The organism is Hassallia byssoidea VB512170 (assembly GCF_000817785.2).
Lineage (GTDB): Bacteria > Cyanobacteriota > Cyanobacteriia > Cyanobacteriales > Nostocaceae > Hassallia > Hassallia carrinoi.
This window is the reverse complement of sequence record NZ_JTCM02000045.1, coordinates 24,238-50,616: the sequence shown is the minus strand read 5'-3', so window position 1 is coordinate 50,616 and position 26,379 is coordinate 24,238. Positions and strand designations below refer to the sequence as shown.

The 26,379-nt window shown below is 42.9% G+C and carries 25 protein-coding genes, 1 tRNA gene and 2 pseudogenes; 10 read left to right on the top strand and 18 right to left on the bottom strand.

Annotated elements, in window-relative coordinates:
- Both PI95_RS37665 and PI95_RS19150 read right to left on the bottom strand, forming a co-directional pair.
- Positions 1-55: transposase-like zinc-binding domain-containing protein (locus tag PI95_RS37665; RefSeq protein ID WP_444881579.1), on the bottom strand; the 55-nt coding region annotated here is incomplete at its 3' end.
- Positions 56-393: 338 nt separating this feature from the next.
- Positions 394-1,821, bottom strand: a complete 1,428-nt coding sequence (locus PI95_RS19150; protein ID WP_039754962.1) for a slr1306 family protein — start codon at positions 1,819-1,821, stop codon at positions 394-396.
- Positions 1,822-2,167: 346 nt separating this feature from the next.
- On the opposite strand from PI95_RS19150, the gene PI95_RS19145 reads away from it, so the two are divergent.
- Together PI95_RS19145 and PI95_RS19140 are read left to right on the top strand one after the other, a co-directional pair.
- A complete protein-coding gene (locus PI95_RS19145; RefSeq protein ID WP_052325893.1) occupies positions 2,168-3,067 on the top strand; it encodes an AraC family transcriptional regulator in 900 nt (299 codons plus the stop codon).
- 200 nt (positions 3,068-3,267) lie between these two features.
- Positions 3,268-3,693, top strand: coding sequence for a GFA family protein (locus tag PI95_RS19140; protein ID WP_039754582.1), 426 nt, complete (start codon positions 3,268-3,270; stop codon positions 3,691-3,693).
- Positions 3,694-3,801: 108 nt separating this feature from the next.
- On the opposite strand, the gene PI95_RS19135 is transcribed toward PI95_RS19140, so the two are convergent.
- From PI95_RS19135 to PI95_RS19110, 6 genes are all read right to left on the bottom strand, one after another.
- Positions 3,802-3,878: transfer RNA gene (locus PI95_RS19135), tRNA-Met, on the bottom strand.
- A 41-nt stretch (positions 3,879-3,919) separates the two neighbouring features.
- The gene (locus tag PI95_RS19130) at positions 3,920-4,873 is read right to left on the bottom strand and encodes an asparaginase (protein WP_039754577.1); all 954 of its coding nucleotides are present in this window, start codon (positions 4,871-4,873) and stop codon (positions 3,920-3,922) included.
- 80 nt (positions 4,874-4,953) lie between these two features.
- Entirely contained in the window at positions 4,954-5,454 is a 501-nt protein-coding gene (locus PI95_RS19125; RefSeq protein ID WP_039754576.1) for a CGLD27 family protein, read from the bottom strand.
- Positions 5,451-5,906, bottom strand: coding sequence for a ribosome silencing factor (rsfS, locus tag PI95_RS19120; protein ID WP_039754575.1), 456 nt, complete (start codon positions 5,904-5,906; stop codon positions 5,451-5,453). The genes PI95_RS19125 and rsfS overlap by 4 nt, the downstream gene beginning before the upstream one ends.
- Before the next feature lie 166 nt (positions 5,907-6,072).
- A complete protein-coding gene (gene yqeK / locus PI95_RS19115; RefSeq protein WP_039754573.1) occupies positions 6,073-6,672 on the bottom strand; it encodes a bis(5'-nucleosyl)-tetraphosphatase (symmetrical) YqeK in 600 nt (199 codons plus the stop codon).
- A gap of 352 nt (positions 6,673-7,024) precedes the next feature.
- Entirely contained in the window at positions 7,025-8,296 is a 1,272-nt protein-coding gene (locus PI95_RS19110; protein WP_039754571.1) for a glycosyltransferase family 4 protein, read from the bottom strand.
- 505 nt (positions 8,297-8,801) lie between these two features.
- On the opposite strand from PI95_RS19110, the gene PI95_RS19105 reads away from it, so the two are divergent.
- Positions 8,802-9,071 carry a hypothetical protein gene (locus PI95_RS19105; protein ID WP_163519004.1) on the top strand — a complete coding sequence of 90 codons (270 nt, stop codon included), beginning with the start codon at positions 8,802-8,804 and terminating at the stop codon, positions 9,069-9,071.
- Between the two features lie 227 nt (positions 9,072-9,298).
- Here the strand turns inward: PI95_RS19105 and PI95_RS19100 are convergent, their stop codons facing one another.
- Complete coding sequence (locus PI95_RS19100) at positions 9,299-10,294, bottom strand: anti-sigma factor antagonist (protein WP_039754960.1); 996 nt, start codon at positions 10,292-10,294, stop codon at positions 9,299-9,301.
- 221 nt (positions 10,295-10,515) lie between these two features.
- Here PI95_RS19100 and PI95_RS19095 point away from each other — a divergent pair.
- Together PI95_RS19095 and PI95_RS19090 are read left to right on the top strand one after the other, a co-directional pair.
- Positions 10,516-10,850: pseudogene (locus PI95_RS19095) on the top strand (radical SAM protein); the annotation flags it as partial.
- Positions 10,851-11,075: 225 nt separating this feature from the next.
- On the top strand, positions 11,076-12,605 hold the full coding sequence (locus PI95_RS19090) for an esterase-like activity of phytase family protein (RefSeq protein ID WP_039754959.1): 1,530 nt from the start codon (positions 11,076-11,078) through the stop codon (positions 12,603-12,605).
- Here the strand turns inward: PI95_RS19090 and PI95_RS19085 are convergent.
- The 3 genes from PI95_RS19085 to PI95_RS19075 form a co-directional block, all read right to left on the bottom strand.
- Positions 12,602-12,808, bottom strand: a complete 207-nt coding sequence (locus PI95_RS19085) for a hypothetical protein (protein WP_039754566.1) — start codon at positions 12,806-12,808, stop codon at positions 12,602-12,604. The two genes, PI95_RS19090 and PI95_RS19085, sit on opposite strands and share 4 nt — an antisense overlap.
- Positions 12,792-13,436, bottom strand: coding sequence for a DUF3318 domain-containing protein (locus tag PI95_RS19080; protein WP_039754564.1), 645 nt, complete (start codon positions 13,434-13,436; stop codon positions 12,792-12,794). Before PI95_RS19080 ends, PI95_RS19085 begins: the two co-directional genes overlap by 17 nt.
- Positions 13,437-13,514: 78 nt before the next feature.
- Positions 13,515-14,072 carry a hypothetical protein gene (locus tag PI95_RS19075; protein WP_039754562.1) on the bottom strand — a complete coding sequence of 186 codons (558 nt, stop codon included), beginning with the start codon at positions 14,070-14,072 and terminating at the stop codon, positions 13,515-13,517.
- A 230-nt stretch (positions 14,073-14,302) separates the two neighbouring features.
- Between PI95_RS19075 and PI95_RS19070 the strand changes: the two genes are divergently transcribed.
- The 4 genes and pseudogenes from PI95_RS19070 to PI95_RS19055 all read left to right on the top strand — a co-directional run bounded on the left by PI95_RS19070 (position 14,303) and on the right by PI95_RS19055 (position 17,539).
- Positions 14,303-15,304 carry an alpha/beta hydrolase gene (locus tag PI95_RS19070; protein ID WP_039754560.1) on the top strand — a complete coding sequence of 334 codons (1,002 nt, stop codon included), beginning with the start codon at positions 14,303-14,305 and terminating at the stop codon, positions 15,302-15,304.
- A gap of 442 nt (positions 15,305-15,746) precedes the next feature.
- A pseudogene (locus PI95_RS19065) lies at positions 15,747-16,613 on the top strand (WD40 repeat domain-containing protein); the annotation flags it as partial.
- Between the two features lie 412 nt (positions 16,614-17,025).
- Complete coding sequence (locus tag PI95_RS19060; protein ID WP_029635415.1) at positions 17,026-17,244, top strand: hypothetical protein; 219 nt, start codon at positions 17,026-17,028, stop codon at positions 17,242-17,244.
- Positions 17,245-17,254: 10 nt separating this feature from the next.
- The gene (locus PI95_RS19055; protein WP_039754554.1) at positions 17,255-17,539 is read left to right on the top strand and encodes a type II toxin-antitoxin system RelE/ParE family toxin; all 285 of its coding nucleotides are present in this window, start codon (positions 17,255-17,257) and stop codon (positions 17,537-17,539) included.
- A 113-nt stretch (positions 17,540-17,652) separates the two neighbouring features.
- Here PI95_RS19055 and PI95_RS36045 read toward each other — a convergent pair whose 3' ends face one another.
- The 6 genes from PI95_RS36045 to PI95_RS19020 all read right to left on the bottom strand — a co-directional run bounded on the left by PI95_RS36045 (position 17,653) and on the right by PI95_RS19020 (position 22,781).
- Positions 17,653-17,775: a DUF2442 domain-containing protein gene (locus PI95_RS36045; RefSeq protein WP_236117111.1), complete on the bottom strand. Its 123-nt coding sequence runs from the start codon at positions 17,773-17,775 to the stop codon at positions 17,653-17,655.
- Between the two features lie 223 nt (positions 17,776-17,998).
- The gene (locus PI95_RS19045) at positions 17,999-19,402 is read right to left on the bottom strand and encodes a ferredoxin:protochlorophyllide reductase (ATP-dependent) subunit N (protein WP_039754553.1); all 1,404 of its coding nucleotides are present in this window, start codon (positions 19,400-19,402) and stop codon (positions 17,999-18,001) included.
- Positions 19,403-19,490: 88 nt separating this feature from the next.
- Positions 19,491-20,312, bottom strand: coding sequence for a DUF5331 domain-containing protein (locus PI95_RS19040; protein ID WP_039754552.1), 822 nt, complete (start codon positions 20,310-20,312; stop codon positions 19,491-19,493).
- A 30-nt stretch (positions 20,313-20,342) separates the two neighbouring features.
- The gene (gene bchL / locus PI95_RS19035) at positions 20,343-21,209 is read right to left on the bottom strand and encodes a ferredoxin:protochlorophyllide reductase (ATP-dependent) iron-sulfur ATP-binding protein (RefSeq protein WP_039754550.1); all 867 of its coding nucleotides are present in this window, start codon (positions 21,207-21,209) and stop codon (positions 20,343-20,345) included.
- Between the two features lie 820 nt (positions 21,210-22,029).
- Positions 22,030-22,284, bottom strand: coding sequence for a TIGR02450 family Trp-rich protein (locus PI95_RS19030; RefSeq protein WP_039754549.1), 255 nt, complete (start codon positions 22,282-22,284; stop codon positions 22,030-22,032).
- Between the two features lie 137 nt (positions 22,285-22,421).
- Positions 22,422-22,781: a hypothetical protein gene (locus PI95_RS19020; protein WP_039754548.1), complete on the bottom strand. Its 360-nt coding sequence runs from the start codon at positions 22,779-22,781 to the stop codon at positions 22,422-22,424.
- 153 nt (positions 22,782-22,934) lie between these two features.
- Here PI95_RS19020 and PI95_RS19015 point away from each other — a divergent pair, with 153 nt between their 5' ends.
- The gene (locus tag PI95_RS19015; RefSeq protein ID WP_163519003.1) at positions 22,935-26,378 is read left to right on the top strand and encodes a CHAT domain-containing protein; all 3,444 of its coding nucleotides are present in this window, start codon (positions 22,935-22,937) and stop codon (positions 26,376-26,378) included.
- The last annotated feature ends 1 nt before the right edge of the window (position 26,379 follow it).

Sequence of the window (26,379 nt, the reverse complement as noted above, 5' to 3'; positions counted from 1 at the left end):
TTGCCTTTTTACCATTCTTACGAATATGAGTTGATTCACACCTTGGACATTGCATAACGATCGCTTGAATTCATACTTCAATTATGCAACGCCAAATCCTCGCGTCAAATGGAGATATGAATTCCACAGGAAGAAAAATTGGTGTGTCTAAAGTGATACTCTCTTTCTCTGCTAATAATTGTTCTGCTATAACTTGCTGCAATTTTGGGAAAATATCTAAAAAAGAATATTTATCAACCATTTAATTTAATACGTTTTAAATAATTTACTTGATTAAGTCTCACGCAAAGACAAAGAAGAAATCCTTTGCGTCTTTGCGCGCCAGTCGCCTCAAACTCCTCCACCCCCGCACGGCGCTGGCTTGGCTTTGCGTGAGATTATTCTTCCTACCTTTTAACCACTAATAGCTTCAGCCTGTGCTTCTGGTAACAAACGCTTCACACCTTGCTTAACAAACCCCTGCAAAAAATTAATTTGCTGATTTTGCACAAAGACGTTTTGCAAAGTTTGCCGCAATTTATCCAAATTCAAACCACCTTCAGAATTTAAGGCTATTTCCTGCTGCTCGAAATACTCTACTAAGCTTAAACCTGCTACTCTGGTAAGATAAGCTGCACTCACACCCTGCACGACACCACCAGCAACAAAGGTGACAGCGTTACTCTTAAGGACAGTGCTAACAGCTTTTGTAGAAAGTTCCACCAAACCGAGTTTCAGCATCAAACTTCCCATTGCACCGGCTACAGTTTGCGCTTGTTCTAAAGAAAATTTCTGCTGATAAATACCACCCAAATCCATTACCATTTGGGCATTAATTGCCGCTGTTGCCAAGATATCCAGCGCTGGTACTGGGTTAGCGAATGCCGCAGCCGCAGCTATCCACTGATATTGTTCTATTATCGGAGTTGCGCGATCGCGTCTCACCTGATTCAACAACTTCTTCGCATCAGCTTTCAACAACTTCGCTTTTCTCATCGTAGTTGTCCACACCACTTGTTGTCTTTGCTGTGCGACAATCTCATTTAACTGCTGTGTTAACTGCTGAATGTCTGGCACAGGCTGTTCCATCCATTCTTGCAGGGAACCGTCTTCTTGATGCTTCCGCACCTTGATGGGCAAAGGAGACACCGCTGTTGCAACTACATTCGTCTGCATCCGCTGTTTTAACGACAGTAACACGCTTGCGCGTTCGTCTGGTAGATACTGGTCTTGTTTGTTAAAAACCAGCATTGCAGGTTGATTTGCTGCCTTTAGCTGCTGTAAACTTTGAAATTCTGAATCTGTCAAATCACCGTTTGTCAAAAACAGAACAAAATCAGATTGATTAACTTCTGAAGTAGCAGTATCTGACTTTTCACCTGCTTCTACAAACAAAGGTGCTGTCTCGTGGAATTGTACAGATGCAAAATTTGGCTGTAGAACTTTAATTAAGGTGGTTTTACCTACCGACTTTCCGCCGGTTACAGCTAGTTTAATTTCTTGTCTATCTAATTCAAAGAATAATTGATTAACTTGTTCTCGCAGCGTTTTTAAAGCTGGATGGTTTTCAGCTTCACCTGCAAGTTGGTTAATTACGACTTCAGTAAGTGCGATCGCTTCTTCTACTCTAGCTTGATTTACAGGCATTCCATCAAAGATATCGGCAGCATTTTTGCCGCGATTTGGCTTAAATAACCACAAACCACCACCAACTGCTACCAGACTTAATAAACCAAACTCTCCCACCTGCACCATTGAATGGTGCATATTTTGTAAAATCCATAGAGAAAAGGACAGTCCCAATCCTCCCACTAAAATCGGTCGCTGCAACTTCACAACTATGATTCTCCGCGCTTTTTCGATCCCTTCTCCTCCAGAATAGATCAAAAATTCCCTTGGACAAATTCCACAGGCAACTCCGGACAATTTTCTTTACCTATATATGCTGTAAGATTAACTCCCAAGCATCACGATACCGGGCTAAACGTGGTTTACCTGCCGCTTGTCAGTCTCAACAAAGTGTATTTGGTATCATAGCTTATGAACCAAATACGTAAAAAATTCAACATAATGTAGAGACGTTTCGCCGAAACGTCTCATTATTGCCAAAAATGAAAATTGAGTATCTGAATTTACCGTTGCTGTCTCCTAATTTTTATCATCAGCCGATCTAAAAAAGGTGAGAGTCATGTCAAAGACAGAGCATGAATGCTGCGCTATAGAAAAGGCAATCTTAAAAAGCTTTAATCGTCAATCTCTACTCTCCAACGACGATTCGCTTTGGAGCGGTATCCGCTTCCAGTTCACTCATAGCAACAGCGCAAGTGCATTGCCAGAGGAGATTATCTTTCCACAACATGCGATTCATATTTATACAGAAATGCCGTCTGATTATGTTATTGAAGCGCGAATTAATGGGCGATCGCAAAAAAGCTCGCTTGTCACGGGTCATAGTCTCATCATTCCACGCGGCACAGCTTATTGGCAATCAGACAACCACAAAAGCAAAGGCATTACTTTGGGTTTGAATTCCGGCTTTCTTGCCCGTACTCTCTCTGAATCGATTGACTTAAATTGTCTTGAACTGCATCCTCAATTTCCGACGTTTGACCCGCTGATTTATCAAATTGGGCTAGCGCTAAAAGCTGAATTAGAACAGAATCGGCATTCTAGCCGCTTATATGCAGAATCTGCTGCCACGTTTCTCGTCACCCATCTTTTCCACCATTACGCTTTTCGCTTTCCAAAAGAGCAAATCACAACAAGTGGCTTGCCTAAGTACAAATTACAACAAGTCATTGATTACATTCATGCCAACCTTGATTGTGATATTGGCTTGATTGAATTGGCTGACTTGGCTAAGATGAGTCTCTCTCACTTCTCTCGATTATTCAAACAATCAACGGGATACTCACCCCATCAGTTTGTCATCAAGTGCCGCGTCGATCGCGCTCTTGAACTCCTCCTCAAAAGTGACTTGTCAATCGCGGATATCACTTATAAGGTCGGCTTTGCCAATCAGGGGCATTTAACCAATCATTTTAAGCGCTTGCTGGGAGTTACGCCTAAGGTCGTTCGAGAAAAATAGCAGAAACGTGTAAAAAAAGTAAAAACTTGTAAGACCAAATAAGAGTGCGATCGTTACTTTATAAATCAGGACGCACTTTTATTGTCATCTTTTGGTTGGTGGGCACTGGACACATCCACCCTACGAATTAAATAACTGTGTTAGTTGCACCTGCGTCCTAGAAGTAACAAAACTTAGAGCTTCCAAGGAGAGATATTCTTATGGGGATAAAATTTACTGGCGGTTGTCTGTGCGGATCTGTCCGCTATGAATGTTCAGCGGAACCGCTTGCAATGGGGAATTGCCACTGTCGCGATTGTCAACGAGTGACAGGAAGTGCTTATGCTTCCGGGCTTCTCGTGCCGCAGAATACAGTCACCATCACCGGAGATGTGAAATACTATGATGTAATTGGCGATAGTGGCAGCATTGTTGGTCGAGGCTTTTGCCCAAACTGCGGTTCCCGATTATTTAGCAAACCCCCAAACCCTGAGTTTATGGGCATTATGGCAGGGAGTCTCGATGACCCAAGCTGGTTTCGACCTGTGATGGATATTTACACTAGCAAAGCCCAGCCGTGGGATTACATGAACCCGGATCTGCACAAGTTCGCCAAGATGCCACCGATGCTTGATCCCGCGTCATAATGCCTGCGAGACCAACCACGCTTCGTCCGCATGAAGAGTAACAGCATAAAACAAAACCCTGCAACTTTTGAGTGTTACAGGGTTTGTTTTTTAATTCGTTTTTTAACTTGGTGGCGGGAAGTGGATTTGAACCACTGACCTTCGGGTTATGAGCCCGACGAGCTACCAGGCTGCTCTATCCCGCGTCGTCTTTATTAACTATAACCCAAGTTTTTAAATTTGGCAACTACAAAAGTGATAATTCTCCAACAACTTCTAAACGCTTGTATTTTCCGAAGTTCATAAACTTTTCTGACAAACTTTGAGCGACGCTGGGGCTAATCCAGCCCATCTGCTGAAGCACATGAATGGCAACAGCGTATTTTGCTCGCTTTGCCCCATCTATGACTTTAATTGCCAATCCCATGCCTTCACCAAGTCGAGAAATGCACTGTACTCCTTCGGCACCGGATTTACTTACCAGTTCTCCTGGAGCCAAGCGCATTAGTTCTGTATCAAATTCTCCGTCTCCTGCGACCAAATTGGGGTGATGAGTCATGGCACGGACAATGCGCTCCATATCCAAATTGTTACCCGACGCTAGCAGAGCATATAAAGACGCTATTTGAGCAAGTTGCATGAAATAAGTAGGTACGCCACAATCATCACGAGCGCTGATAAATTCTTCTGCCGGCATTCGTAGCAATTCTGCTACTTTGCTGACAATCAACTGCTGGATGGGGTGTTTGCGTTCCAAGTAGTTATTTAAAGGAAAATGGCGCTGCTGACACACGGCTAACATCCCCGCATGTTTACCAGAGCAGTTGTATTCCAAACGACTTTTTTTACCTTCGGGAATCGGACATTGAAGTGCGCTTGGATCGAGATCGGCACGCCAAAGAATATTAAATGCTTGTCGTACCTGCTCGATTGTACCTTTGTGAGAAGATACGATAATTGCTAAGTCGCGATCGCTCAAATCATAACGTTCCAGTGTACCTGTGGTGGTAACTGCGAGTGCCTGAAATGGTTTGAGGGCTGAACGGACAAAAGTTGCTGTTTCGGCGTTTCCCGCAACGCATAGCACCCGTCCCCGTTCATCGCAGACAACAGCTTGGACTATGTGCCTCGATTCAATAATCCCTTCCCGCAGCAACCTTACTTCAAGTGCTGCCGCTTGAGTTCGTTTTCCCCTGGTCATGGGTGAGAATATATCATTTTTTGGAGTTGTGAGTTATGAGTTATGAGTTATGACTTGATTAACTAATCACTCCTAACTATTTAAAGTAAATGCCAAATTATCGTACCAGCAACTAGCAATCCCGCCAAGCAAAGACTCGTTATTTGTAAGCGACGGATAATTGGTTTGATTTCATAGCTGACGATTAAGCGATCGCGCATTAGCACTTCTTGGGGTTTTGCCCAAGTTTGTCCGTCGTACCAACCTGATTCTTCATAAAATATTACCGGACTGAACAGGCGATCGCGTATATAAGACCAGCCCAAATACAGCCTTATCAGTCCCAGAACTACCCCTACACTCGCTCCACCTGCTCCACACAGCACAAACTGGGCAATATACTTATTTGGGGTAAAACTTGCTGCCGCAACTGGTGCTGCCACCACCCAAGATAAACCCCAAATCCAAACCATTTTTGTGATATACTCGCGCCAACTTAAGGTGCAATCACGAAATAGCCAAGAAATTTTTAATTCTTCATACTCATTCAGCGGTTGCTGTTCAGCGGGAACTGGGCAATTTGAAACCGAGGAATTTATCATGTTGGTTTACCCCCACCCTCATCCGGTTTTGGATACTCTATGCGTTCCGCATGACCCCAAAACGCTTCTAAATTATAAAACTCGCGTTCTTTAGGCATCATCACATGAACGATTATGTCGCCGTAGTCTTGCAAAACCCAATTTCCCTCGGCTTTTCCTGCTGTCCGCAAGGGATTTCGTTGTAACTCTGTAAAGACTTTTTCTTCTATTGCGTCGGCGATCGCTCTTACTTGTACTCTTGAATAACCAGTCATCATCACAAAGTAATCCGCCAAGTAAGATACTTCTGCTACATGAAGCAATACAATATCACCTGCTTTGCGATCTGATGCTGCAACGACTATCGTTTCCGCTAACTTTCTACTCATCTGGTCGCTGTCAGTTGATGAGCTAAGAAGTGCTTTCTCGCTTAAAAATACAGATTGTAATGGAATTCCTTGGAAATCAGACATTAAACCTCAGGTGCTTTCTGTTTTTTGGCAACTACTTTTTACAATTCTTAATTAATAAAATTTAATAGAATTGTAAAAGTGCGAACTGGTTTTTTTGAATACTAACAAAAAATCGATTGTCGTTGAAGTTGCATTGATAATTGGTGTGATGAAGTTACCATCGACCTCAGCTGACAAAGGGACGGATTGTGGTTTGCTTGCGTGATTTTTGCAAGAACCAATTCCGGGTTAAGATTGTGCGCTGATGAATCAAGCAAGAACTTTCGATTAAGAATTTTAAAGAATAATCGCTAGTTTTCCAAACAGCATAGTCTATATTTTCTCGGCTAATAGCTCGTAGATTTTCTAATTCTGGGGTATCGCCGCGTCCTGGTTCCAGAGTATCTGCTACAAACACGATACAACTTAGGAGACTCATACCTGGTCTACCTAAAGTGTGATTGGCGATCGCTTGTAATACTTCTTCATCTTCTACGCCAAATGTATCTCTAGCGATAATAGCACTTACGTCTGCATGTAACAGATGGGGGGCGGCTTCCATCACATAATCAACTTCCAAACCTTCTTTACGTGCGATTGACAAGAGTTTTTGTGGCGGAAAGTATTTTGCCAAATCGTGCATCAACCCACAGGTAGCAGCTTTTGTTACATCTTCAAGTTGATAATGAACAGCTAGCTCGGTTGCCATCTGCTCTACTCTGAGAATATGGTTGACTCTAGAAGGAGGCACATTTTCTGCTAACCAGGCGAGGACTTGTTCGCGCATAATGGCTATAACGAATTGAAGCTTTTGGCAAAAAACCGCTTTCGAGGTGAATGAGAAATTTCTATTTTATTTTAACCGAGTTAATTATCAGGAGTGTAAATAGCTTTTTGTAGTAAGGGCTTCAGCCCTTGAAAGCCTAGCCATGAGCGGTAAACCGCTCACTACGAATGAATACATTTTATGTTTAATTATGTCCACTTACTTATAACTTTGAATTGGGTGAACCAGTGCGATCGCCTAACTTTTTGCCATATATACCTATATTTTACACATTTAAACAGCCAGAAGCAGGAGCTAGTTTAAAACTATCTCCTGCTTCTGGCGTGCGATTTTAATCTAATGGTACTATAGATTACACTTCCTGTTTTGACACTACCGTAGACTCAATAACTGGAGTCTGTGCCTTGACTGAGTAACACAACAACTCATAATTATTTAAGGCTTGGTCAAACGAATATTGCTCAATCGCAAATTGGCGACTGTTATAACCGAGAGTTTTAACTTTTTCTGGATTTTGGTACAAGTCTAAAACTGCCGCTGCTAACGCTTGCGAGTCTTCTGGAGTCACCACAACACCCCCGCCGCTTTGTCTGATGGCTCTTGCTGCTGTACCATTATCGGGTACAGATGCGACTAACGCCCGACCGCTGGCAAGTAGCACTTGAATTTTTGATGGCATATTGAAGGATATAACATTTTTCTTTTGCACCACCAAACCGACATCAGCAGCTGCTAACATTTCTGGCAGCTTTTCGCGGGGTTGAAAAGGCAGTAGCAAAACGTTATCTGCACCGATATCTTGACATTCTTGTTGCAATCGCTGCAAACCTTTTGCCTCACCCACAATCACAAAAGCAATATCTGGAACATCGCGCAACGCAGCAGCAGCTTTGACAACAGTTTCTAAGCCTTGGGTGAGGGCAATATTTCCCGAATACAGCACCACAAATTTGCCATCTAGGTTATGTGCGGCACGAAAAGCGTTATTTTCTTTCGGCAAAGGGCGGATAAAATTAACATCAACCCAGTTAGGAATTTGCACAATTTTGTTAGCAGGTACACCTTTAGAACGCAAATTGTCTACAAAACCATCGGCGATGACGCTAATTTTTGTTGCAGTGCGGTAAGCAAATTTTTCTAAAGTGGCAAAAACCTGGATGAGAAATTTATTTTTGAGTAAACCGACGTGAACAGCCGCTTCGGGTAATATATCTTGAAGATTTAACACTACCGGGCAATCATGCAGCCATCCTAAAAGGGTAGTTGGGATGCAAACCGGTAAAGATGGTGACGTGGAGAGAATTACATCTGGACGCCAGCCAAAAAGCGCGGGCAAAAAACTGGAGACAACGAAGCTAGCATCTAGCAACACTCGATCTAGCAAGTTGGGTTGAGGACGAATCCAAACATAACTGCGTTGGATTTGAACGCCATTTTTATATTCATTAAGATATAACTTGCCCCGATAGCCTTCGTATATTTGACGTTCAGGGTAGTTAGGCATAGCAGTAACTACGCGTACTTCATGCCCGCGTTTGACTAGTCCCTCTGCTAATTCAGTCATTAGAGGGGCAATACCAATTGGTTCTGGATAGTAGTTGTAGGAGTAAATTAAAATTCGCATAAAAAATTATTCAGAATGACCCCAGTTTTTTGTTCAATTAATGACAACACTTGCTAGCAAAATCGTTTCGCACTTGCGTAGCACTTATGTTTTCATTTTGGCTTTAAAATCTCTTGATGTCAGTGATTAGTCGTTGAAGATTGAGTAAAATTTGATAGCATGTGCTGAGTTAATACATGATGTTTTTTTTACTATTTGATTAATTTTTTAAGTATATATTTTTATTCTCAGTTTACGTAAAAACCGTATAATTATTAGTTTAATAGGACACGAGACACGGCAGATTTTGCTAACAATAGCGGTATTGCCACGGTTTTTAATCAATTTCTGACTTAAAAATTGAGATAGTAGAACTTAAAAAATATTGCAAATTGTGTGCCAGCAGCTTTGCTGGAGGCATTTTTAAAGAGAAAATACATTGGCAACATACAAACCATCGCTTTGCGGGTTCTGTTGCTTAATCGCTAGGGGTTTTTTCAAAAAGACTATTGGGAGTATGAAGGCGATGTCTATCGACAAGCCCTTCGGCTTGGTGCAGTCGCTCATGGGGGAAACCACGCCAGATGCTTCAAGCCGGGAGACCCGTCCAACGCACTGGCTCCCCAAGACCGCGCTGCTTCACCGCTTTGCGTCTACGCACTCGTATGGTTACAAAAATTTATGTAAATCTACTCAAATAACTTTTAAAATCTTTATTTTGGCAGATGTTTTGCGTAAGGCGGGTAAAAACGAGAATCCCGGTTTCTCAAATAAACGAGAATCCCGGTTTCTTTAAGAAACCGGGATTCTGAATTAGTCAAAAGTCAAAAGTCATATTGCTCTAGGTTAAAAGACAAGAATAGGACACTTGCGTGCTTTGGTGAAACTGTCCTTCTTTCTTGCATAGGAATAAGCGCAAAAATAATTGAAAAGTCTATTATACAGTAGTGGTAATTCATGAATTACCGCTACTTACACTTTGTCGATTGCGCTCATTCCTGTTGCACTAATTTGGGTAATTGGCTAAACAGCACCACTATTTCTATTAAAGAGGACGGCTACCGTTTTGAAAATCAGTTTTAAATCGTATACTAAGCTCCAGTTTTTTTGATACTGCAAATCTAAGCGAATTACATCCTCAAAACTACGTACAGCAGAGCGCCCATTTACTTGCCATTCTCCGGTCATACCGGGTTTAACATCCAAACGTTGCCACTCCGGTACTTCATAGCGTTCCACCTCATCGGGTGTGGGTGGTCTGGTGCCAACTAAACTCATTTCTCCTTTGAGGACGTTCCAAAATTGGGGGAGTTCATCCAAACTGGTTCGCCGCAAAAAGCGCCCTACGCGTGTAATTCTTGGGTCGTTGTCATTCTTAAAGAAAGCACCTTCGACTTGATTTTTGACTTGAGCTTTCTTCGCTTCTGCATCGACACACATCGAGCGGAATTTCCAAATCTGAAAACGTTTACCCATCCAACCACAGCGGGTTTGCTTAAAGAAAATCGGACCGGGATCGTTGATTTGAATGGCAGTGGCTATGGGAATAAATAAAACTGCCGTAATTACTAAACCTACCAATGACCCGATAACATCTATAACCCGTTTCATCCAAGAGCGCACGCTTGGATGAGTAGTCGGTAACTGCTCACCCAACTTTTGGGGTTCTCTTGGGGGTGTGTCTCCAAGAGACTCAATCGAAAAAACCTGATCCAGTCCTGTGAGGTTAAGCACTGCCATTACCTGAGGGGTAACGTTTTGCAGTGTAAGAGCGATTCCTTTTTCCTGAGCGGTTTTCAAATTACTGACGAGGGCACCTAAACCACTACTGTCCATAAAAGTAGTTTGGTGGAAGTCAATAATTATTTGCTTGGGATGGGAATTTACCTCGATTAACTCTTGGCAGGTTTGCTTAAAGGTTACAGCCTCAAGCACGCTCAACCGTGCGGGTATCTGCACTATAGCCGTGTCGTTTAGGGAAGTAACCGGAAAATCCACCTCTTTGGGTTGGCTAGTCATGAAGCTCTGCACTTTCGTTGCCTTATAAATGTAATCTGCCAAACAGTGTTTTGTCTTAGCGAATAACCGAACTATCGTGCTTAACCAATAGGAATCAAAGTTAATTGCTAGTAGCTTAGTGTGAAATTGAATATCGTCTGCGACGATTCACAATATAACAAAAAGCTAAAAAACATCCTTGTTGTTGTGTCGGCGCGACGAGTAGGCGTTGCTATCATCGAATGACTGCTAATACTGTTACACCAACCGCACGCCTGGTCGAGGTCTTTTGTGCCATTCAAGAAGAAGGACTAAATGTGGGAACACGTCAAATTTTTATTCGGTTTGCTCTTTGTGATTCGCACTGTCACTTTTGTGATAGCGCTCACACTTGGAATGCACCCTTGATTTGTCGGATAGAGCGATCGCCTGGATTACGTGATGAGTGAAATTCACAAAGAATCCTGTCTCACTACCCATTTTAATAGAATAGGTTGAGCTGCAAAATCTACCTTGTCTACACGATAACATTAGCAAGACTTGGGGCGAACCACTTCTTCATGCCTTATTTTTCAGATAATTTTTACCTCAAATCCGCTCCAGCACTGGTTTACCTATTAGTTGTTAGCCACTAACTAATAACTATCATCCACGCTCCCCCAAACAGTTTTGTAAAGCTATCATCAAGCAAAAAATAAATTTGATGAATTTTTGGCGTCAAAATCAGTACATACTTTTACGGTTAATCTGTTCTTAATACCAAAGTCAGATGCTGAGAAAGGTGATTATTTGGGTCTTAGCCATGATGAAAGCAAAACATTGGCTTTCCGTATTAAGCTGTTCGGTGATGGTCTGTGCAGCTAGTATTACGGGGTATGCAACATCAGCCTACGGTCTTTCTCTGACCAATACTCTGACAATCGGGAGTGAAAGTACGGATTTATATTCTTCTCTTGGTAATGGTGCTAACGCCAACCGTTTGGGATTTTTCTCGGATCTCTACTACGATCGCTACCAAAACGTTTATTACGGTTTAAGCGATCGCGGTCCGGGTGGCGGTGTAATTGACTACAATCCGCGAGGAGAGAAATTTTCTTTGGATGTTGACTCAAAAACGGGGGCGATCGCTAACTTTAAATTATTAGACACTATTCTTTTCACCAAGGATGGTCAAAACTTCAACGGCTTGAAGCCTGATTTATTACCTAACGGCAATAAAGCATCTCTTGGTCTTAGTTTTGACTCAGAGGGGTTTGCTGTCGCTTCTAACGGCAACTTCTACGTCTCTGATGAATATGGTCCGTCTGTTTACGAATTCAGTCCTACAGGCTCATTTCTCCGGGCATTTGCAACTCCAGAAAATATAATTCCCAAACAGAGTGATGGGACAATTAACTATGTTGATGGTCGTCCAACCATTACCACCGGTCGTCAAGATAACCGAGGATTTGAAGGATTGACTCTTAGTCCAGATGGCAGCAAACTATATACATTGCTGCAAGACCCCTTGGTAAATGAAGGTTCGCCAGATGGTCGGCGCAGTCGCAATATAAGATTAGTAGAATTTGATACGAAAACAGGTAAAAGTACTGCTCAGTACATTTATCAATTAGAAAGTTTGGCAGATATTAACGATCGCATTCCCGGAACTGATGATGATTTTGGGGCAAATTCCCAAGGTCGCAATATTGGGATCAGTGCAATTACAGCTTTGAATGACAAAGAATTTTTAGTACTAGAACGAGATAATCGCGGGTTTGGGGTAGACGCACTACTAGGTTTAACTGAAAATTCATCGACAACACCACAGCCTGTTGCTAGCAAGCGTGTATACAAGATTAACCTGACCGATGCAACCGATGTTAGCGGTATCAGTCTGGCAAATACTAATACTTTGCTAGCGGGAATCAATCCCGTGAACAAATCGCTATTTTTGGATATTGCGAAAGCTTTGAGTCCAGATAATCCGGGAGATTGGACAAAGATAGCAGAAAAAATGGAAGGACTAGCGATCGGTCCACAACTTAAAGATGGTTCCTACGCGCTGCTAATTGGCACTGATAATGATTACAGCGTGACGCAAATTGACGATCAGCCAACTCAGTATGATATTTGCAGTAACAGCAATGGCACTAGCGTTAGCCGCATACCCATCGACAAAGGCTGTCCTCCAGGTCAAAAGTTGATTCCTGGCTACCTTTATTCATTTAAAGTGACTGCCGCTGAATTAGGCAACTTTATTCCACCATCTAAGAAAGTACCAGAACCAACGGCAACTGTTGGGATAATGCTGCTAGGTTTGAGTGGCTTTTGGCTGAAACGGCGTTCTTAGGTAAGAGGGAATGGGGAGACAAGGAGACAAGGAGACAAGGAGAGGGGGGGATGGGGGGATGGAGAGACAAACTCCCCCTGCTCCCTGCCCCCTGCCCCCTGCCTCCTGCCTCCTTGTCCTCCTTGTCCTCCTTGTCCTCCTTGTCCTCCTTGTCCCCTTGTCCCCTTGTCCCCTTGTCCCCTTGTCCTACATTGCCCCATCATCAATAGTCTTAGATTTGGCTTTTGCTTTATTAGCGCTGCGTTTGAGTGCAGAGAGGCGTCCTTCGTATTTAGAGCGTTCGCGCTTGCTGGCAGTGTTGTCAATTAGGGTTTTTAAAGCGCTGCCGAGACTTTTGTAAGCGTTGGGGAGACTGTAACCGAAGCGAGTTGCTAGTGCGATCGCTTTTTCATCTGCGTCGATCAGTTCTCTTATTTGCTTTTCGCCATTATTCTTTTGATATAATCGCCAGCCAGAAACGCCACAAAGAGCCAAGGCTAACACCAGCAGCAATCCATCCTGCACCCACAATTCACCGACAGCACCTCCTAAACCAATCGCTAGAGCCGCCATTTCCCATCCATCTTTGGGGATCGTGTCATTTTGCACGCGGGCGACTTCGTGCCAAAAAAGTAGGTTACGCTGATCCATTGCGAGCGCATCCCATTTCACCAGGTCAATTTGGATTTCTACCTGGTCTTTGCCAATTTCTTCGCAGCGGACCAGGGGTGGATTAACCTCAGTTGTGCCTTCAACCGTTACCCAGCTCTGCAATTCTGGTGGTAGTAAGTTTTTCAACCGCCGAAGTTCACTCATTTCCGCTTTGGCAGAGGAGGTTGCATAGGATGTCATAAAATCCAGCCCTAGAAAAATTCAGTATATAGTGAGGGTATCACTTTGGAGTATAGCTATAAAGAGTGATAATTCGCCTCACTCGTTAGGAAAACTTCCGCGTTTTTTCCGTGCTTCCATTGCCTTCTCCAGAAGTTCTAGTAATCCTGGAGCTTCTTCTTGAATACTCAGCAATAGTCTTTCGCCGAGTTCCACATTTCCAGGATCTTGTCCTGTTACCATTACTTGTTGCAAGCGCGGGATGGCAACGCTATCGACAATTTGAATTAAACCGGAAAGACAACGGTTAAATTGTTTTTCGGTAAGAATTGAGTCTTCTAGGGGAAACTCAATAATCGCCCGGATTTCGCCATCAGATGGGTCATACTCCCATTGAAGCATTTTTGTTTCCCAGGAAATAGCAAGCATCGTTTGGAGGATAGCTCCTTTATAAGGATGGTCTTTCACTCCCTGAAGAACTTGAGGGGCAAATACCCGGAAAAATTTTCCCTCTTCATCCAACTGGACAACAATCAGAAAATCCTCTAAATTTTCTGCTTCCACACCTGTGATAATACGGTCTTCTTCGTCATCAAGACGGTAATCCCAACCAAGTTTGTCTAGGTATTTGGCAATCTGTTGCAGATTAGCTCCCATAAAAGCCTCACAACGAACGGTGGAGCGGCTGTCACCAGACCTAGTTTAACTTGGCTTTGGTAACGCCATAACATCATAAGGGGAAGGGGGAAAGGGGGAAAGGGGGAAACGCTGCTTTTTAGGGTTGCTAGGGGCGTTTGGAATCATGCGATCGCCATTATCCGTCCAATAACAGATTTAAGTAAGTTGTGGTTGTTACTTAAAATAGAACGAATTCTGTATAAATGAATATGTCTGACTATTCGACCATAACAGCAGCCATCATCCAGCAAGCTAAAAAGCTTGAGAATACTTTACCAATAAAAAACGAAGCTTGCCGTCCCAAATTCTTTTTTCACCCCGAACCTACTGCCAAAATTTGCCTTTTCTTCCACGGATTTACAGCGGGTCCTTATCAATTTGAGCCACTAGGAAAAGCATTATTTGAAGCAGGTTATAATGTTTTAGTTCCATTGCAGCCCGGTCATGGAGTCGCAGGAAAATGGGACAAGGATAATCCACCTCCTTTGCCAAGTGAAATCGAAATTTATCAACAATTTGCTTTTTCTTGGTTGGAAGTTGCTCAAAAGTTAGGAGATAAAGTAATAGTCGGCGGATTATCTACTGGGGCAAATTTAGCAGCTTGGTTAGCACTAGAACGTCCCCAAGAAATTGAGCGAAGTTTATTATTTGCGCCATCTCTTGGTAGTAATAATGCAGTAGTAGATTTTTTAGTAGAAGTGCTGCCTATTTATTACGAATGGTTAAATAAAGATAATTCCGGTAACTTTGGTTATAATGGCTTTTTGATTCCAGCATTTAGGATATTTTTGGATATGGGTAAAGAGATTTTGTCGCGCGTGGAAAAAGAGTCAACAGTGCCGATGTTTGTGATTTATAGTGAAAGCGATCGCGCTATCAACCACCATGAAATAAAGATTTTATTTGAATCTGTATTAAAACAGCAGCCATCATGGTATCACCGCTTTGATAAAACTCTAGAAATTCCCCATACTATGATGACTAAAGCTGAGGGTAATAAATATCAAGACTTGCTGATTACTTTAGTTAAAGCTTATGTGGAAAGCGATATAACTTGGAATGAATTGATAAAAGTGGGTTATTTGATACTTCAAGGAAAAACTTTTGAGGCTGCTGTGAGTGAATTAGATTTAGGTGAAAGAGTTACTCCAGATTTGTCAGTTTTGGTGGCAGTGATGGATGAGAAAATGATTATTGATGGTTATAAGTGAAGTCAAGACATAAGTTTTTCAACGCAGAGGGGAGGCAGCGCGTTGCGGGGGTTCCCCCCGTTGTAGCGACTGCCGTCGCGCAGAGGTAAACGCAGAGGAGCGCAGAGTTATAGCTTATTCTCTTATTCTCTTCCTACTCTAAGGTAGTAAGTTGTGATACAAACAGATTTACTGTGATAAAAGCAACATAACCGAGACCAGCGAAGTAATTAAGAAAGAAAAATAAACAGTAGTTTTACTGAAAAATCCTAGTAAATGCTTGATAATACTTCCATCTGCCAGTAAATATACAGTCATGCTTAATTTAAGAAAAATATTTCTGCTGGGTGCTGCTATTACAGTAGTTGGAACTCAAATATATGGCTATGTTCGTTATGGCTTTTTTCCAACTAATCCAATATCTATAATTGCCAGCATACCAAGCGGAATTTTATTACAAAAAACCCTCACAGGGCATTCTAGCGGGGTTTATTCGGTAGCCATAAGCCCAGATGGCACAACCCTTGCCAGTGGTAGTAATGACAACACTATCAAACTGTGGAATCTGGCAACAGGAGAGCAAATCCGCACCCTTACCGGGCATTCTAGCGGGGTTTATTCCATTGCCATAAGCCCAGATGGCACAACCCTTGCCAGTGGTAGTGATGACGGCACCATCAAACTGTGGGATATCGCAACAGGAGAGCAAATCTCCACCCTCACAGGGCTTTCTTTCGCGGTTATTTCTGTTGCCTTCAGCCTAGATGGCAAAACCCTTGCTAGTGCTAATTCTGACCACACCATCCTACTGTGGAATCTGGCAACAGGAGAGCAAATCCGCACCCTCACTGGGCATTCTAACGCGGTTACTTCCGTCGCCATCAGTCCAAATGGCACAACCCTTGCAAGTGGTAGTGCTGATAACACGATCAAACTGTGGAATCCGACAACCAAAGAGCAAATCCGCACCCTCACTGGGCATTCTGGCTGGGTTCATTCCGTCGCCATTAGTCCAAATGGCACAACCCTTGCAAGTGGTAGTGTTGATAACACGATCAAACTGTGGAATCCGACAACCAAAGAGCAAATCCGCACCCTTGAAGGGCATTCCGGCAGAGTTATTTCCGTCAGTTTTAGCCCAGATGCCAAAACCCTTGTTAGTGCTAGTACTGATAAGACAATCAAACTATGGAATCTAGCAACGGAAGAAGAAATAGGCACTCTTAGAGGTCATTCCCTTCCAGTTATTTCCGTCAGTTTTAGCCCAGATGGCAAAACTCTTGTTAGTGCTAGCGATGACAAGACTATCAAAATTTGGCGATTGAAATAAGAATTACACTTTTAAATATTAATAATCGTAGGTTGGGTGAAGCGAAGCGGAACCCAACATTTATACTTTGAAATCACCCGAAATATCTAAACGTTGGGTGGAGACGCAAAACATATTATTCGTTAAACTTCGATACATCTCGTGCGTCTCCACCCAACCTACATTAAATTTTGCTTTTTATCACAGCGAAATTATAGTTTCATTTAGTACGATCGCAATCCAACACCCACCATCAAGGCTGCGATCGCCATAAAACACGATAAAATTAAGTAAAGTCTATTTTAGATAGACTAATTGCCAAAGCTGAAGCCGATATTGCAACTCATGATGAGTATGACGCATTATTGAATTAATTTTGATTTATTTACGTTTGGTAACACGAACGCACCAATTTTAAAGGAGGATAAAATACTTGAGTAACCTAGATAAAGTTTTAGATGCTGCTATGAGTCTTCCTGTAGAACAGCAAGAAATGTTGATACAAATCTTAAAAAATCGACTTTCTGAAGCTCATCGCAATGAAATAGCAAAAGACGCAAAAGACTCGATCGCTGAATTTAAATCGGGAGAATATAAAACACAAACCGCAGAGGAAGCAATTCAAGAACTACGGGAATATTTAAATAGTTAAAGTTGTTTCCATGCACAAAATTGTCCTGAGTAAAAAGTTTAAAAAATCTTTCCGAAAATTTGCTCATCGAAATGCAGATTTGCAAGCCAGGATTGAAGAAACAATTGTTGCGATGGAAAATGATGTCTTTAGCGCTGGCTTAGGTACACATAAGCTAGAGGGTAAATTATCGGGACTATTATCATGTTCTTGTGGATATGATTGTCGGATTGTTTTTTGTTTGGAAACAGATGAAGAAACAGGGGAAGAGATTATTCTACTGTTGGATGTTGGTACTCATGACGATGTTTATTAGTCGTCAATGCAAATTATTGCAATGCTTCGTTTGAACGGCAAGTAAGATATTCATCCAATGACCATTCAGGGTTAACTTTAACTATTATAAAATAATTTAAATCTTTTAAAGGTTCAAAAACTCCCGTAAACTCGATTTCCTTGGTTAACATTAACAATACCTTTTTCTCCATCTTCAAACTTTAGATAGAGTTGATAATTATCTTGGGGAATAACTTCTATAATGTCTTTTAGCATAATTTACTCTAATGGTTCAATTTTTTCTAAGAGATTATAACGAACCGCCAAGTACGCCAAGTACACCAAGGAATAAGAATTTGAGAGAGTTTTTGCGTAAGTCCTATTAGTGATACTATAGGGCGCTCTTCTCTTGGCGTTCTTGGTGCCTTGGCGGTTCGTATAAAAAAAAGGCGAACACAAAGTTCGCCCTAACTTAACATAATCTCGCTCAATAAAAACCCTAAACCTTAGCGTCTTCCCTCACCAACTTATCCCAACCCAAATCTTTCAAATTGTTATTCCGACGCAACGGACGAGTCACCAACTCCAAAATATCCCGCGCATTCGTAAAGCCGTGAATTTGAGCAAAAGTGAACTCCACAGACCACTTAGTATTAATCCCGCGTGCTTCCAACGGATTAGCGTGAGCCATACCAGTAATCACCAAATCAGGCTTCAACTCATAAATCCGCTGAAGCTGATTGTAATTATCCGGCTTCTCAACAATAGAAGGCAGAGGTGAACCCATTTCCTGACAAGTTTTCTCCAAGAAAGCCAACTCAGCAGCTTGATAGCGCTTATCCATATAAGGGATGCCAATTTCCTGAACAGTCATTCCGCAGCGCACCAAAAATCGCGCTAAAGAGACTTCCAGCAAGTTATCACCCATGAAGAATACAGACTTGCCGCGAATCAATTTTACATAATCTTCCAAACCTTCCCAAATTTGCGCTTCTCGCTCATCCAAACCTTTCGGAGTAATACCAAACACCGAGCAGATTTTCTCAATCCAAGCGCGAGTGCCATCGGGTCCAATCGGGAAAGGTGCGCCAATTAACTTACATTTGCGACGCCGCATCAAAGTGGTAGCTGTACGGCTGAGAAAGGGGTTGACACCAGCGACATAATACCCTTCTTCGAGTACAGGCAGTTCAGTAAAGCGTTTCGCAGGCAACCAACCGGAAACTTTTATACCTTGTCTCTTCAGTTCTAAAGTTAACTGAGTTACAACCGGATCGGGGAGAGAACCAAATAAAACCAAAGGCGGATGGTCTACGTACTCAGATTCATCTTGAGCTACATCTTCTTTCTTTTTACCGAAGTTGAGTAATTTAGCGATCGCATTCCGCTCGTTTTTCTCTGTTTCCGCCACCGGAGACTTATCAGGACAGCGATTAGCCATCGCAGCTAATACAGTATCTTCTCCTTGAGTAAAGGCGTAATCTAGACCGTTAGCACGCGCTACGACGATGGGGATACCAATTTCCGATTCTAGCTTGGGAGCCAAACCTTCCAAGTCAGTTTTGATGATTTCCGTGGTGCAAGTGCCAATCCAGACAATTACACTCGGATTGCGATCGCGTTTAATTTGCAAGCACAACCGTTTTAACTCTTCATAATCATTCAACTGTGCGGAAATATCTCCCTCTTCCAACTCAGCCATTGCATAGCGGGGTTCAGCAAAAATCATCACCCCCATCGCGTTTTGTAAAAAGTAGCCACAAGTCTTTGTCCCAATTACCAAAAAGAAACTATCTTCAATTTTTTGGTATAGCCATGCTACGCAGCTAATCGGGCAAAACGTATGATAATTACCAGTTTCACACTCAAAATTTAAAGCTGATGGTTCTTGAGTAGCAGTCATTTTATTATTTTCTCCCCGTGGTATTTAAAGTTAGGAGTTCCTCGTAGAGACGCGATATATCGCGTCTCTACAACTCCTAACTTTGTAATTACGCGTTGGGGAAAAGGCGGGCAATTTCCGAGTCGTCAAAAACGCCAGATGGCAAATCTTCCCCTGATGCCGATCTCTCTTCACCCCAGACATCAGACAACACGTCGCTAAACACATTTTCGTCTGGTGTATCCAAATCATCCAGCATGTTTTGCCCCAAGTTAGCTGATGGTGTAGTTGCTGCGGAGATTTTGCTGTCGCTATCCTTCAAGTCATCAAAGGAAATATCGCCAAAATCATCTACAGATTCGTTGCTGGGTGTTTGGTTTGAGTTTTGCCCGTTACTGAAAGAAATATCGCCAAATCCATTTGCAGTTTGATTCGACACTGGTACTTCAGCAATTTCCCCTAGGGACATTTGGCTAAACTCATCTGGTATCAGCATTTCTTGATGAGAATCTACCATCACGAACTCGTGAATAATTGCCTCTTCCCCAAAGCCATTTTCATTGGGAATCGTCAAGGTTTCATCATGGGGCTTTCCCTCCATGACTCCTTCGGATTCCATGTCTTCTTGTGCTTCTGCTTTGGGCATGACGCGGTTGCCCAAAGCCATGTCAGGATCGAAATGCAAATCCAGCACTTCTATCAAAGTATCTGCGTCTGGATTCAATTTCGCAAACGGCAGCATTAACTGCGCTAGTTTCGGTTCCAGCGCGTTAACGACTCCCAGGATGAGGTAAGACGGTGGTCGCTTTCCACCATCGGGGGTGTAAACCGATTCCACCTCCATGTGGAGTGTAATCCAGTCACGATTCACCTGAAAAAATTGCAACCACTTTTGTCTTAAAGAATCTGTAAAGCTGTAAAAGAAAGCCATATTGTCCCTCATCCTGAGAAAATAGATGATTTATACAATCATCAAGTCTAATTCCTCTTCCGGATTAGTAACCTGGGGTTTACTCGGATTTAAGTAAAAATCAGACAACAAAGAGAACAATTCCCGGTCTGGGGCATCGTTAGGTACAACACCTTCTGGACGCGCTAAAATTTGGTCGGCGATGTTGAGGTAGTAATCGCAAACGTAGTTCAGAGAAGGATCGTTTTCTGCCATTTCAAACAAAGTCTTGCCTTTGACGCGAGAAACGCGGATGTCTTCTATCAAAGGTAATACTTCCAGTACTGGCATGGGTACTGCTTCGATGTATTTCTCGATCAAGTCGCGCTTGGAAGTACGATTACCAATTAAACCAGCTAGACGCAATGGGTGAGTGCGTGCTTTTTCGCGTACTGAAGCTGCAATGCGATTTGCCGCAAATAAAGCATCAAAACCATTGTCGGTAACAATCAAGCAGTAATCAGCATAGTTGAGAGGTGCTGCAAAACCACCACATACAACGTCACCGAGTACGTCAAATAAAATCACATCGTACTCATCAAAAGCGTTGAGTTCTTTCAGTAATTTCACGGTTTCGCCAACTACGTAACCGCCACATCCAGCACCAGCAGGCGGACCACCCGCTTCAACACAATCGACACCACCGTAGCCTTTGTAAATTACATCTTCGGGCCAGACATCTTCGTAGTGATAGTCTTTTTCTTGCAGGGTGTCGATAATTGTCGGAATCAAAAACCCGGTCAAGGTAAAAGTACTATCGTGTTTTGGGTCACATCCAATTTGCAGAACTTTCTTCCCGCGTCTGGCTAGGGCGACGGAGATGTTACAGCTGGTTGTGGATTTACCAATACCACCTTTTCCGTAAACTGCTAATTTCACTTTTGTCTGCCTCTTATAGTTTCTTATCGAACTTCTTGGCTAAAACATTTGCCTTCACCTAGCCGCACAAGGCGCGATGTGTGAGGTCTTCGTCATTATTATCTAAATCGAATGTAAAAGGAAGTGGCGGTGAATCTGTCATAGGGTTATATTAGACAGATTTTGTCTCAAGTAATCATATTTTGGTTTTAATTAGCTATAAAACTATACAAAGCCTAAAAAAAGTAAAAATTCAGGTTTTTAGTACCTAAATAAATAAAATTAGTTACAAAACACAAAAAGCTTTCATCGGCTTTTTCAATGGATTTCATAGAAGTAAGTTATGTGAAACCAGTTTATTTTGGGAAATGGCAATTTCAGTTATGAGTGCTTCATTTTTATAACTGAAGTACTTACACCAAAGGCTGTGTAAGCCAGATTGGTTGGGATAAACTCAGTTTTCCGGCTTGGAAATCCAGGTTTTTATGCGGAAAATGCAAATAAAGTTGCTTTTGTCAATCACAATAAATGGGTAATTGGCTGGTGAAGCAAGATTGGGCGATCGCTCAATCTTTTCTAATTTCTACTTTTTTGTAAAAAATTATTAATTTGCAGAATATTGATTAAATTTTATTAAATATCTTGCACCAACTCCCCGCAGGCTATAAGCCTGGGGCTAAATTTACAAAGTCCACCTGCGTGGACTAAGAGAAAATCAAAGACTTTTAAGGCTGCGGAGGCAAGCTTTATATAATTAGTCCTACTTTTATATTCATGTGATGAGTTTGTAGTTTGCACAAAACGCGAATCCAGCGCAAACTACAAAGTGTAATATGTAAAGTTAAGATACATCCTCGGATACTGCTCTTATTTCTTCTAATGTTTGCCAGCCGGCTTGCCACTGAGAATTATCTTGTAATAATTTGGCGTTGAGCCAGAAGCGAACATTGGGGTCACAAGCAGCAACCATCTCAGCATAAACCCACTTAGCCTGATTTTTGCGGTTGACTACTTGGAAGTGTCGCCAACCATCTACTTTTTGCTGCGCTGTCCATTTAGAACCAACTAAGTAAGGAAATTTTTGTTTTTTAGGCATTTGTCAATAGTCAATAGTCATTGGTCAATAGTCAATGGTCAATAGTCAAGAGTTGTTTATCCTCCTTGTCCCCCTCATCTCCCCCATCCCCCTCATCCCCCTCATCTCCCTCTCCCCCCCTCATCCCCCTCATCCCCTCATCCCCCACGGACAAAGGTATCACAAACAACTTCGCCATTTTCCTCAACGCAGAGGGAAAACGATTTAATATGAAGCCAACAGCTGTTGATCTGATTGTTAATTTTGCGGGTTTTTTTAGATAAGCGTTGCCGGACGACTTCGTTTGGACAGAGAATCTCTAAAGTACCCTTGCCATCTTCGTGGTATTCAATGCGAAATCGGCAGTCTTGCAACATTGCGCGACTGCTGCTGTCGAAAAATCGCTTAAAGCGCTGTAACAATTCGCCTTCTGTCATTTCGCTGACGCGCTTCGGGAAGATGAAATCTTCTTCGTCAAATTCAAAGTCATCATCCTCGAAGTCGTGGGGGTCAATCATAAGATTATGGTAACTTTTTGCGTGTCGGGGGGAGGGGGAGAGGGGGGGAGGGGGGGATGGGGGGAAAAGAAAGAATTTAGCAAGATTCCTCATAAATACGGGAATTGTGTGATAGCACTGTGAATATAATTGTGGAATCTACTGATTCAAGTTATGCCCATAACCTTCACTTTTGCCCTTAGTCAACAGCAAACTTTTGAATTGCGCTGTGATTATGGCTCGCGTCGCCTGGATAAAGTAGAGTTATTAGCATTAATTGACCAGTGTGAGCAAAATTACTATTCTAAGGAGAGCGATCGCCTATCCTATCTTACCGAAATTGGACGACAGCTTTATTCTTGGCTGGATGGCAAGGAAGGATGGCTGAGAAAGTCGCTGGATGAGACGGATGAACAAACGATTTATCTAGATTTGATCCAAACTAGCGAAGCGCAGGGATTGAACCCAGAAACGGAACGTATAGCTTTGGGACTAGCACATTTGCCTTGGGAATTGCTACGCGATCGCACAGGGTTTTTACTGCAACGGCAAGATATTGCCGTGTTGTTAGTGCGTTCCGTGCAGCAGCGTAACACCAAAGTTGCTGCAATGCAAAATCGTCCGTTGCGGTTGCTGTTCATGGCGACTTCTCCAGAAGGGATAAAGCCAATTTTGGATTTTGAGCAGGAAGAAGCCAACATTCTGCAAGCTACCAAGGATCAGCCCTTAGCTTTGATTGTAGAGGAAAGCGGCTCGGTGACAGAATTAGCCAATCTGGTTAAATCCTACCCGGAAGACTATTTTGATGTCTTTCACCTGACGGGACACGGGATAATTTATACCAAAGAAGACTACGGCGATTTGCTGCCAAAAAATAGAAAAATAGAGGAAAATACGCCTTGCTTCATCACTGAGGATGAAGAGGGTTATGTGCAAATTACTACCGTCAAGGACTTAGCTCAAACCTTTCGGGGACGCTTTCCCCGCGTGATATTTCTCTCTGGCTGTCACACCGGACAAATAGCCAACCGGGGAACGGTGCCTTCGATGGCGCAACAATTAGTGAAGGCTGGGGCGGGTGTAGTTTTGGGCTGGGCGCGTCCGGTGTCTGACCGCACGGGTATTATTGCGGCACAAGCGTTATATCAGGCTTTGGCGACGGGTGCAACAGTAGAAGAGGCGGTAAAAGCAGCACAAGAAAAGATGATTTCCGACAAATGCAGCGACTGGCATCTGTTGCGGATTTATCGGGATACGCGCCCAATTGAGCAACTGGTGACACCGTTGAGAACTAAGGGGCGAGAAAAGCTGAAATTTCTACCGCCAGAGAGCGAATTTCTGGATGAGAAAAATATCGTTAAAGTAGCGGGTCAATTTGAGTTTGTCGGACGCAGACGACCTTTGCAAAGGTGTTTGCGGGCATTGCGGGAAACCAGCGAGGAAATCGGCGTGTTTCTTGCCGGGATGGGCGGACTGGGCAAAAGTACGTTGGCGGCGCGGTTGTGTGGTAGAGTACAGGCGCAGCGTTTGAATTTTCAGCGGGTGGTGTTGATTGGACCGCTGGATGAGGTTGGGTTGCTGAATAAGCTTTCTAGCAAGTATGAGCGGTTTGCAGATGTGCCTGCACTGTTGAATCAACCAGGAATTTCCTTGAAAGGGCGGTTGCAAAACTTTTTTGAAGTTATTGAAACTCAACACAACCAACCGCTGCTGTTGGTGTTGGATGACTTTGAGCAGAACATCCCCCAAGCGAATATTGCTGATGGTTCGCTGCGGATGACGGCAGAAGCTTATGATATTTTCGGGGCGATTTGTGCGGCTTTGGCGGAAAATCAAGCTGAGAGTCGGTTGATTGTCACCTGTCGCTACTTGAAATCAGACACGCTGCCACCTCACCGCCTGCATTTGGAATCTTTAGCAGCAATGAATCCGGCGGATGTTGATAAAATCTGCCGGGATTTAGAAAAAGAAAAGCAACAGGTACACCAACAACGGATAATAAGAATTGCCGACGGAAATCCGCGTTTATTGAAATGGCTGTTGGATGTAGTCAAGCAACCGGGTTTAGCAGCGGATGAGTTGTTGACGAAGTTGGAAGCGACTCAGCAGGAATTTCGCGAGAATATTTTGGCGGAAACACTGCTCAAGGCGTTAAATCAGGATGAGCGAAAATTTCTGGCGCGGTTGAGCGTGTTTCGTTTGCCAGTGACAGAGGATATTGTGAAGGCTGCAACCTCAACCGATACCGCCTGGGAATCAAATTCCCAGGCTAATAGCGAAAGTCCTCTAAAGAGGACTGAGGATTTAGCAGAGAAAATTTCTAGTCCGCTTGAGCGGACTTCAGCTATGAGCCAGGAAATTAATTTCCTGGCGGTTATGACTAAACTCGTCAGCCTCAGCTTAGTGGAATCCGCCACGACTTACAAAAGCCAGACACCCAATTACCGAGTAGCGACGATTTTAGAATTGTTGCTGCAACCTGTGTTAAATGAAGAGGAATGGCAAACAACCCGACAGCAAGCGGCAAGGAAACTATATAAAGTATGGTGGGAGGAGTCTGAGAAACACACAGAAGCCGAAGCATTGGAAATTGTGCGTTTGGGACTGCTAGCAGATGAGCAAGAAATTGCCGTCAGCGTTGGGGACAATATCGCAAGAAATTGGGTGAATAGTTCCCGATTTATGGAAGCGGTGCAGCTTTGTCAGCAACTAATGCAATATGTAGACTACCGCATTTTGGGAACCATCGCCCGTGCTGAAGAAGTTTTGGGCAAAGTTGAGGATGCTTTAGCTCATTATCAGCAAGCTTTAGACCTTTGTCCGGAAGAGGACTTGAAACAAAAAGCTGATACTCTGCACAACATGGCTTATTTAATAGCCCAAAGCGGAGATATTGACGGCGCGATGAAACTTTGTCAGCAATCATTGGAAATAGAAGAGCGGATTAACAATGTTCGAGGTAAAGCTGCTACTTTGCACCAAATGGCAGGTTTAATTGCCCAAAGCGGAGATATTGATGGTGCGATCGCACTTTATCAGCAATCATTGGAAATAAAAGAGCAGATTAACGATGTTAAAGGTAAAGCTGCTACTTTGGCAAACATGGCTTATTTGGCAGGTGAAACTGGAGATAAAGCTAGGGAGTTAGACTTAAATCTACAAGCGGCTTCAGCACTTGCACAGATTCGTGCTTATGTAGATTTGGTAACAGTTCTGGGTAACTTAGGCTTAACAGATGAAAGTAACAGTTTGGTTTACCTGGCTCAAGCAACTTGGCTGACGATAAGAATTCAAGCTTCTTTAACAAATACAATTCAGCTAATTCGTGCTTTGTATAACGCAGTACCTCAAGGTGATGAAATGGAAGTTTTGCTAGGGGCAACTGCAATATTATTTTGCTACCAACGCGGTGAAAATCATCCGCAGTTAGAGGAACTCCAAGAGGGTAGTTTCAAGATGATTGCAGGGGCAGCAGATGCCCAAGGTATTGAGACACAGGAAGCTTTTGATACTTGGTTTGTTCAGCAACGGTTGAACGATCCAGAATATTTTATCCCGCGACTGCTTCAACGCCTAGAGGAGATTGTTGGCGATGAATGGCTGTTTGAGCGATTTTAGG

Coding starts and splice junctions, on each gene's coding strand:
- PI95_RS19145 (WP_052325893.1), top strand. CDS start 2,168: ATGTCAAAGACAGAGCATGAATGCTGCGCTATAGAAAAGGCAATCTTA.
- PI95_RS19140 (WP_039754582.1), top strand. CDS start 3,268: ATGGGGATAAAATTTACTGGCGGTTGTCTGTGCGGATCTGTCCGCTAT.
- PI95_RS19130 (WP_039754577.1), bottom strand. CDS start 4,873: ATGACCAGGGGAAAACGAACTCAAGCGGCAGCACTTGAAGTAAGGTTG.
- PI95_RS19125 (WP_039754576.1), bottom strand. CDS start 5,454: ATGATAAATTCCTCGGTTTCAAATTGCCCAGTTCCCGCTGAACAGCAA.
- rsfS (WP_039754575.1), bottom strand. CDS start 5,906: ATGTCTGATTTCCAAGGAATTCCATTACAATCTGTATTTTTAAGCGAG.
- yqeK (WP_039754573.1), bottom strand. CDS start 6,672: ATGCGCGAACAAGTCCTCGCCTGGTTAGCAGAAAATGTGCCTCCTTCT.
- PI95_RS19110 (WP_039754571.1), bottom strand. CDS start 8,296: ATGCGAATTTTAATTTACTCCTACAACTACTATCCAGAACCAATTGGT.
- PI95_RS19105 (WP_163519004.1), top strand. CDS start 8,802: ATGTCTATCGACAAGCCCTTCGGCTTGGTGCAGTCGCTCATGGGGGAA.
- PI95_RS19100 (WP_039754960.1), bottom strand. CDS start 10,294: ATGACTAGCCAACCCAAAGAGGTGGATTTTCCGGTTACTTCCCTAAAC.
- PI95_RS19090 (WP_039754959.1), top strand. CDS start 11,076: ATGATGAAAGCAAAACATTGGCTTTCCGTATTAAGCTGTTCGGTGATG.
- PI95_RS19085 (WP_039754566.1), bottom strand. CDS start 12,808: ATGATGGGGCAATGTAGGACAAGGGGACAAGGGGACAAGGGGACAAGG.
- PI95_RS19080 (WP_039754564.1), bottom strand. CDS start 13,436: ATGACATCCTATGCAACCTCCTCTGCCAAAGCGGAAATGAGTGAACTT.
- PI95_RS19075 (WP_039754562.1), bottom strand. CDS start 14,072: ATGGGAGCTAATCTGCAACAGATTGCCAAATACCTAGACAAACTTGGT.
- PI95_RS19070 (WP_039754560.1), top strand. CDS start 14,303: ATGTCTGACTATTCGACCATAACAGCAGCCATCATCCAGCAAGCTAAA.
- PI95_RS19055 (WP_039754554.1), top strand. CDS start 17,255: ATGCACAAAATTGTCCTGAGTAAAAAGTTTAAAAAATCTTTCCGAAAA.
- PI95_RS36045 (WP_236117111.1), bottom strand. CDS start 17,775: ATGCTAAAAGACATTATAGAAGTTATTCCCCAAGATAATTATCAACTC.
- PI95_RS19045 (WP_039754553.1), bottom strand. CDS start 19,402: ATGACTGCTACTCAAGAACCATCAGCTTTAAATTTTGAGTGTGAAACT.
- PI95_RS19040 (WP_039754552.1), bottom strand. CDS start 20,312: ATGGCTTTCTTTTACAGCTTTACAGATTCTTTAAGACAAAAGTGGTTG.
- PI95_RS19030 (WP_039754549.1), bottom strand. CDS start 22,284: ATGCCTAAAAAACAAAAATTTCCTTACTTAGTTGGTTCTAAATGGACA.
- PI95_RS19020 (WP_039754548.1), bottom strand. CDS start 22,781: ATGATTGACCCCCACGACTTCGAGGATGATGACTTTGAATTTGACGAA.
- PI95_RS19015 (WP_163519003.1), top strand. CDS start 22,935: ATGCCCATAACCTTCACTTTTGCCCTTAGTCAACAGCAAACTTTTGAA.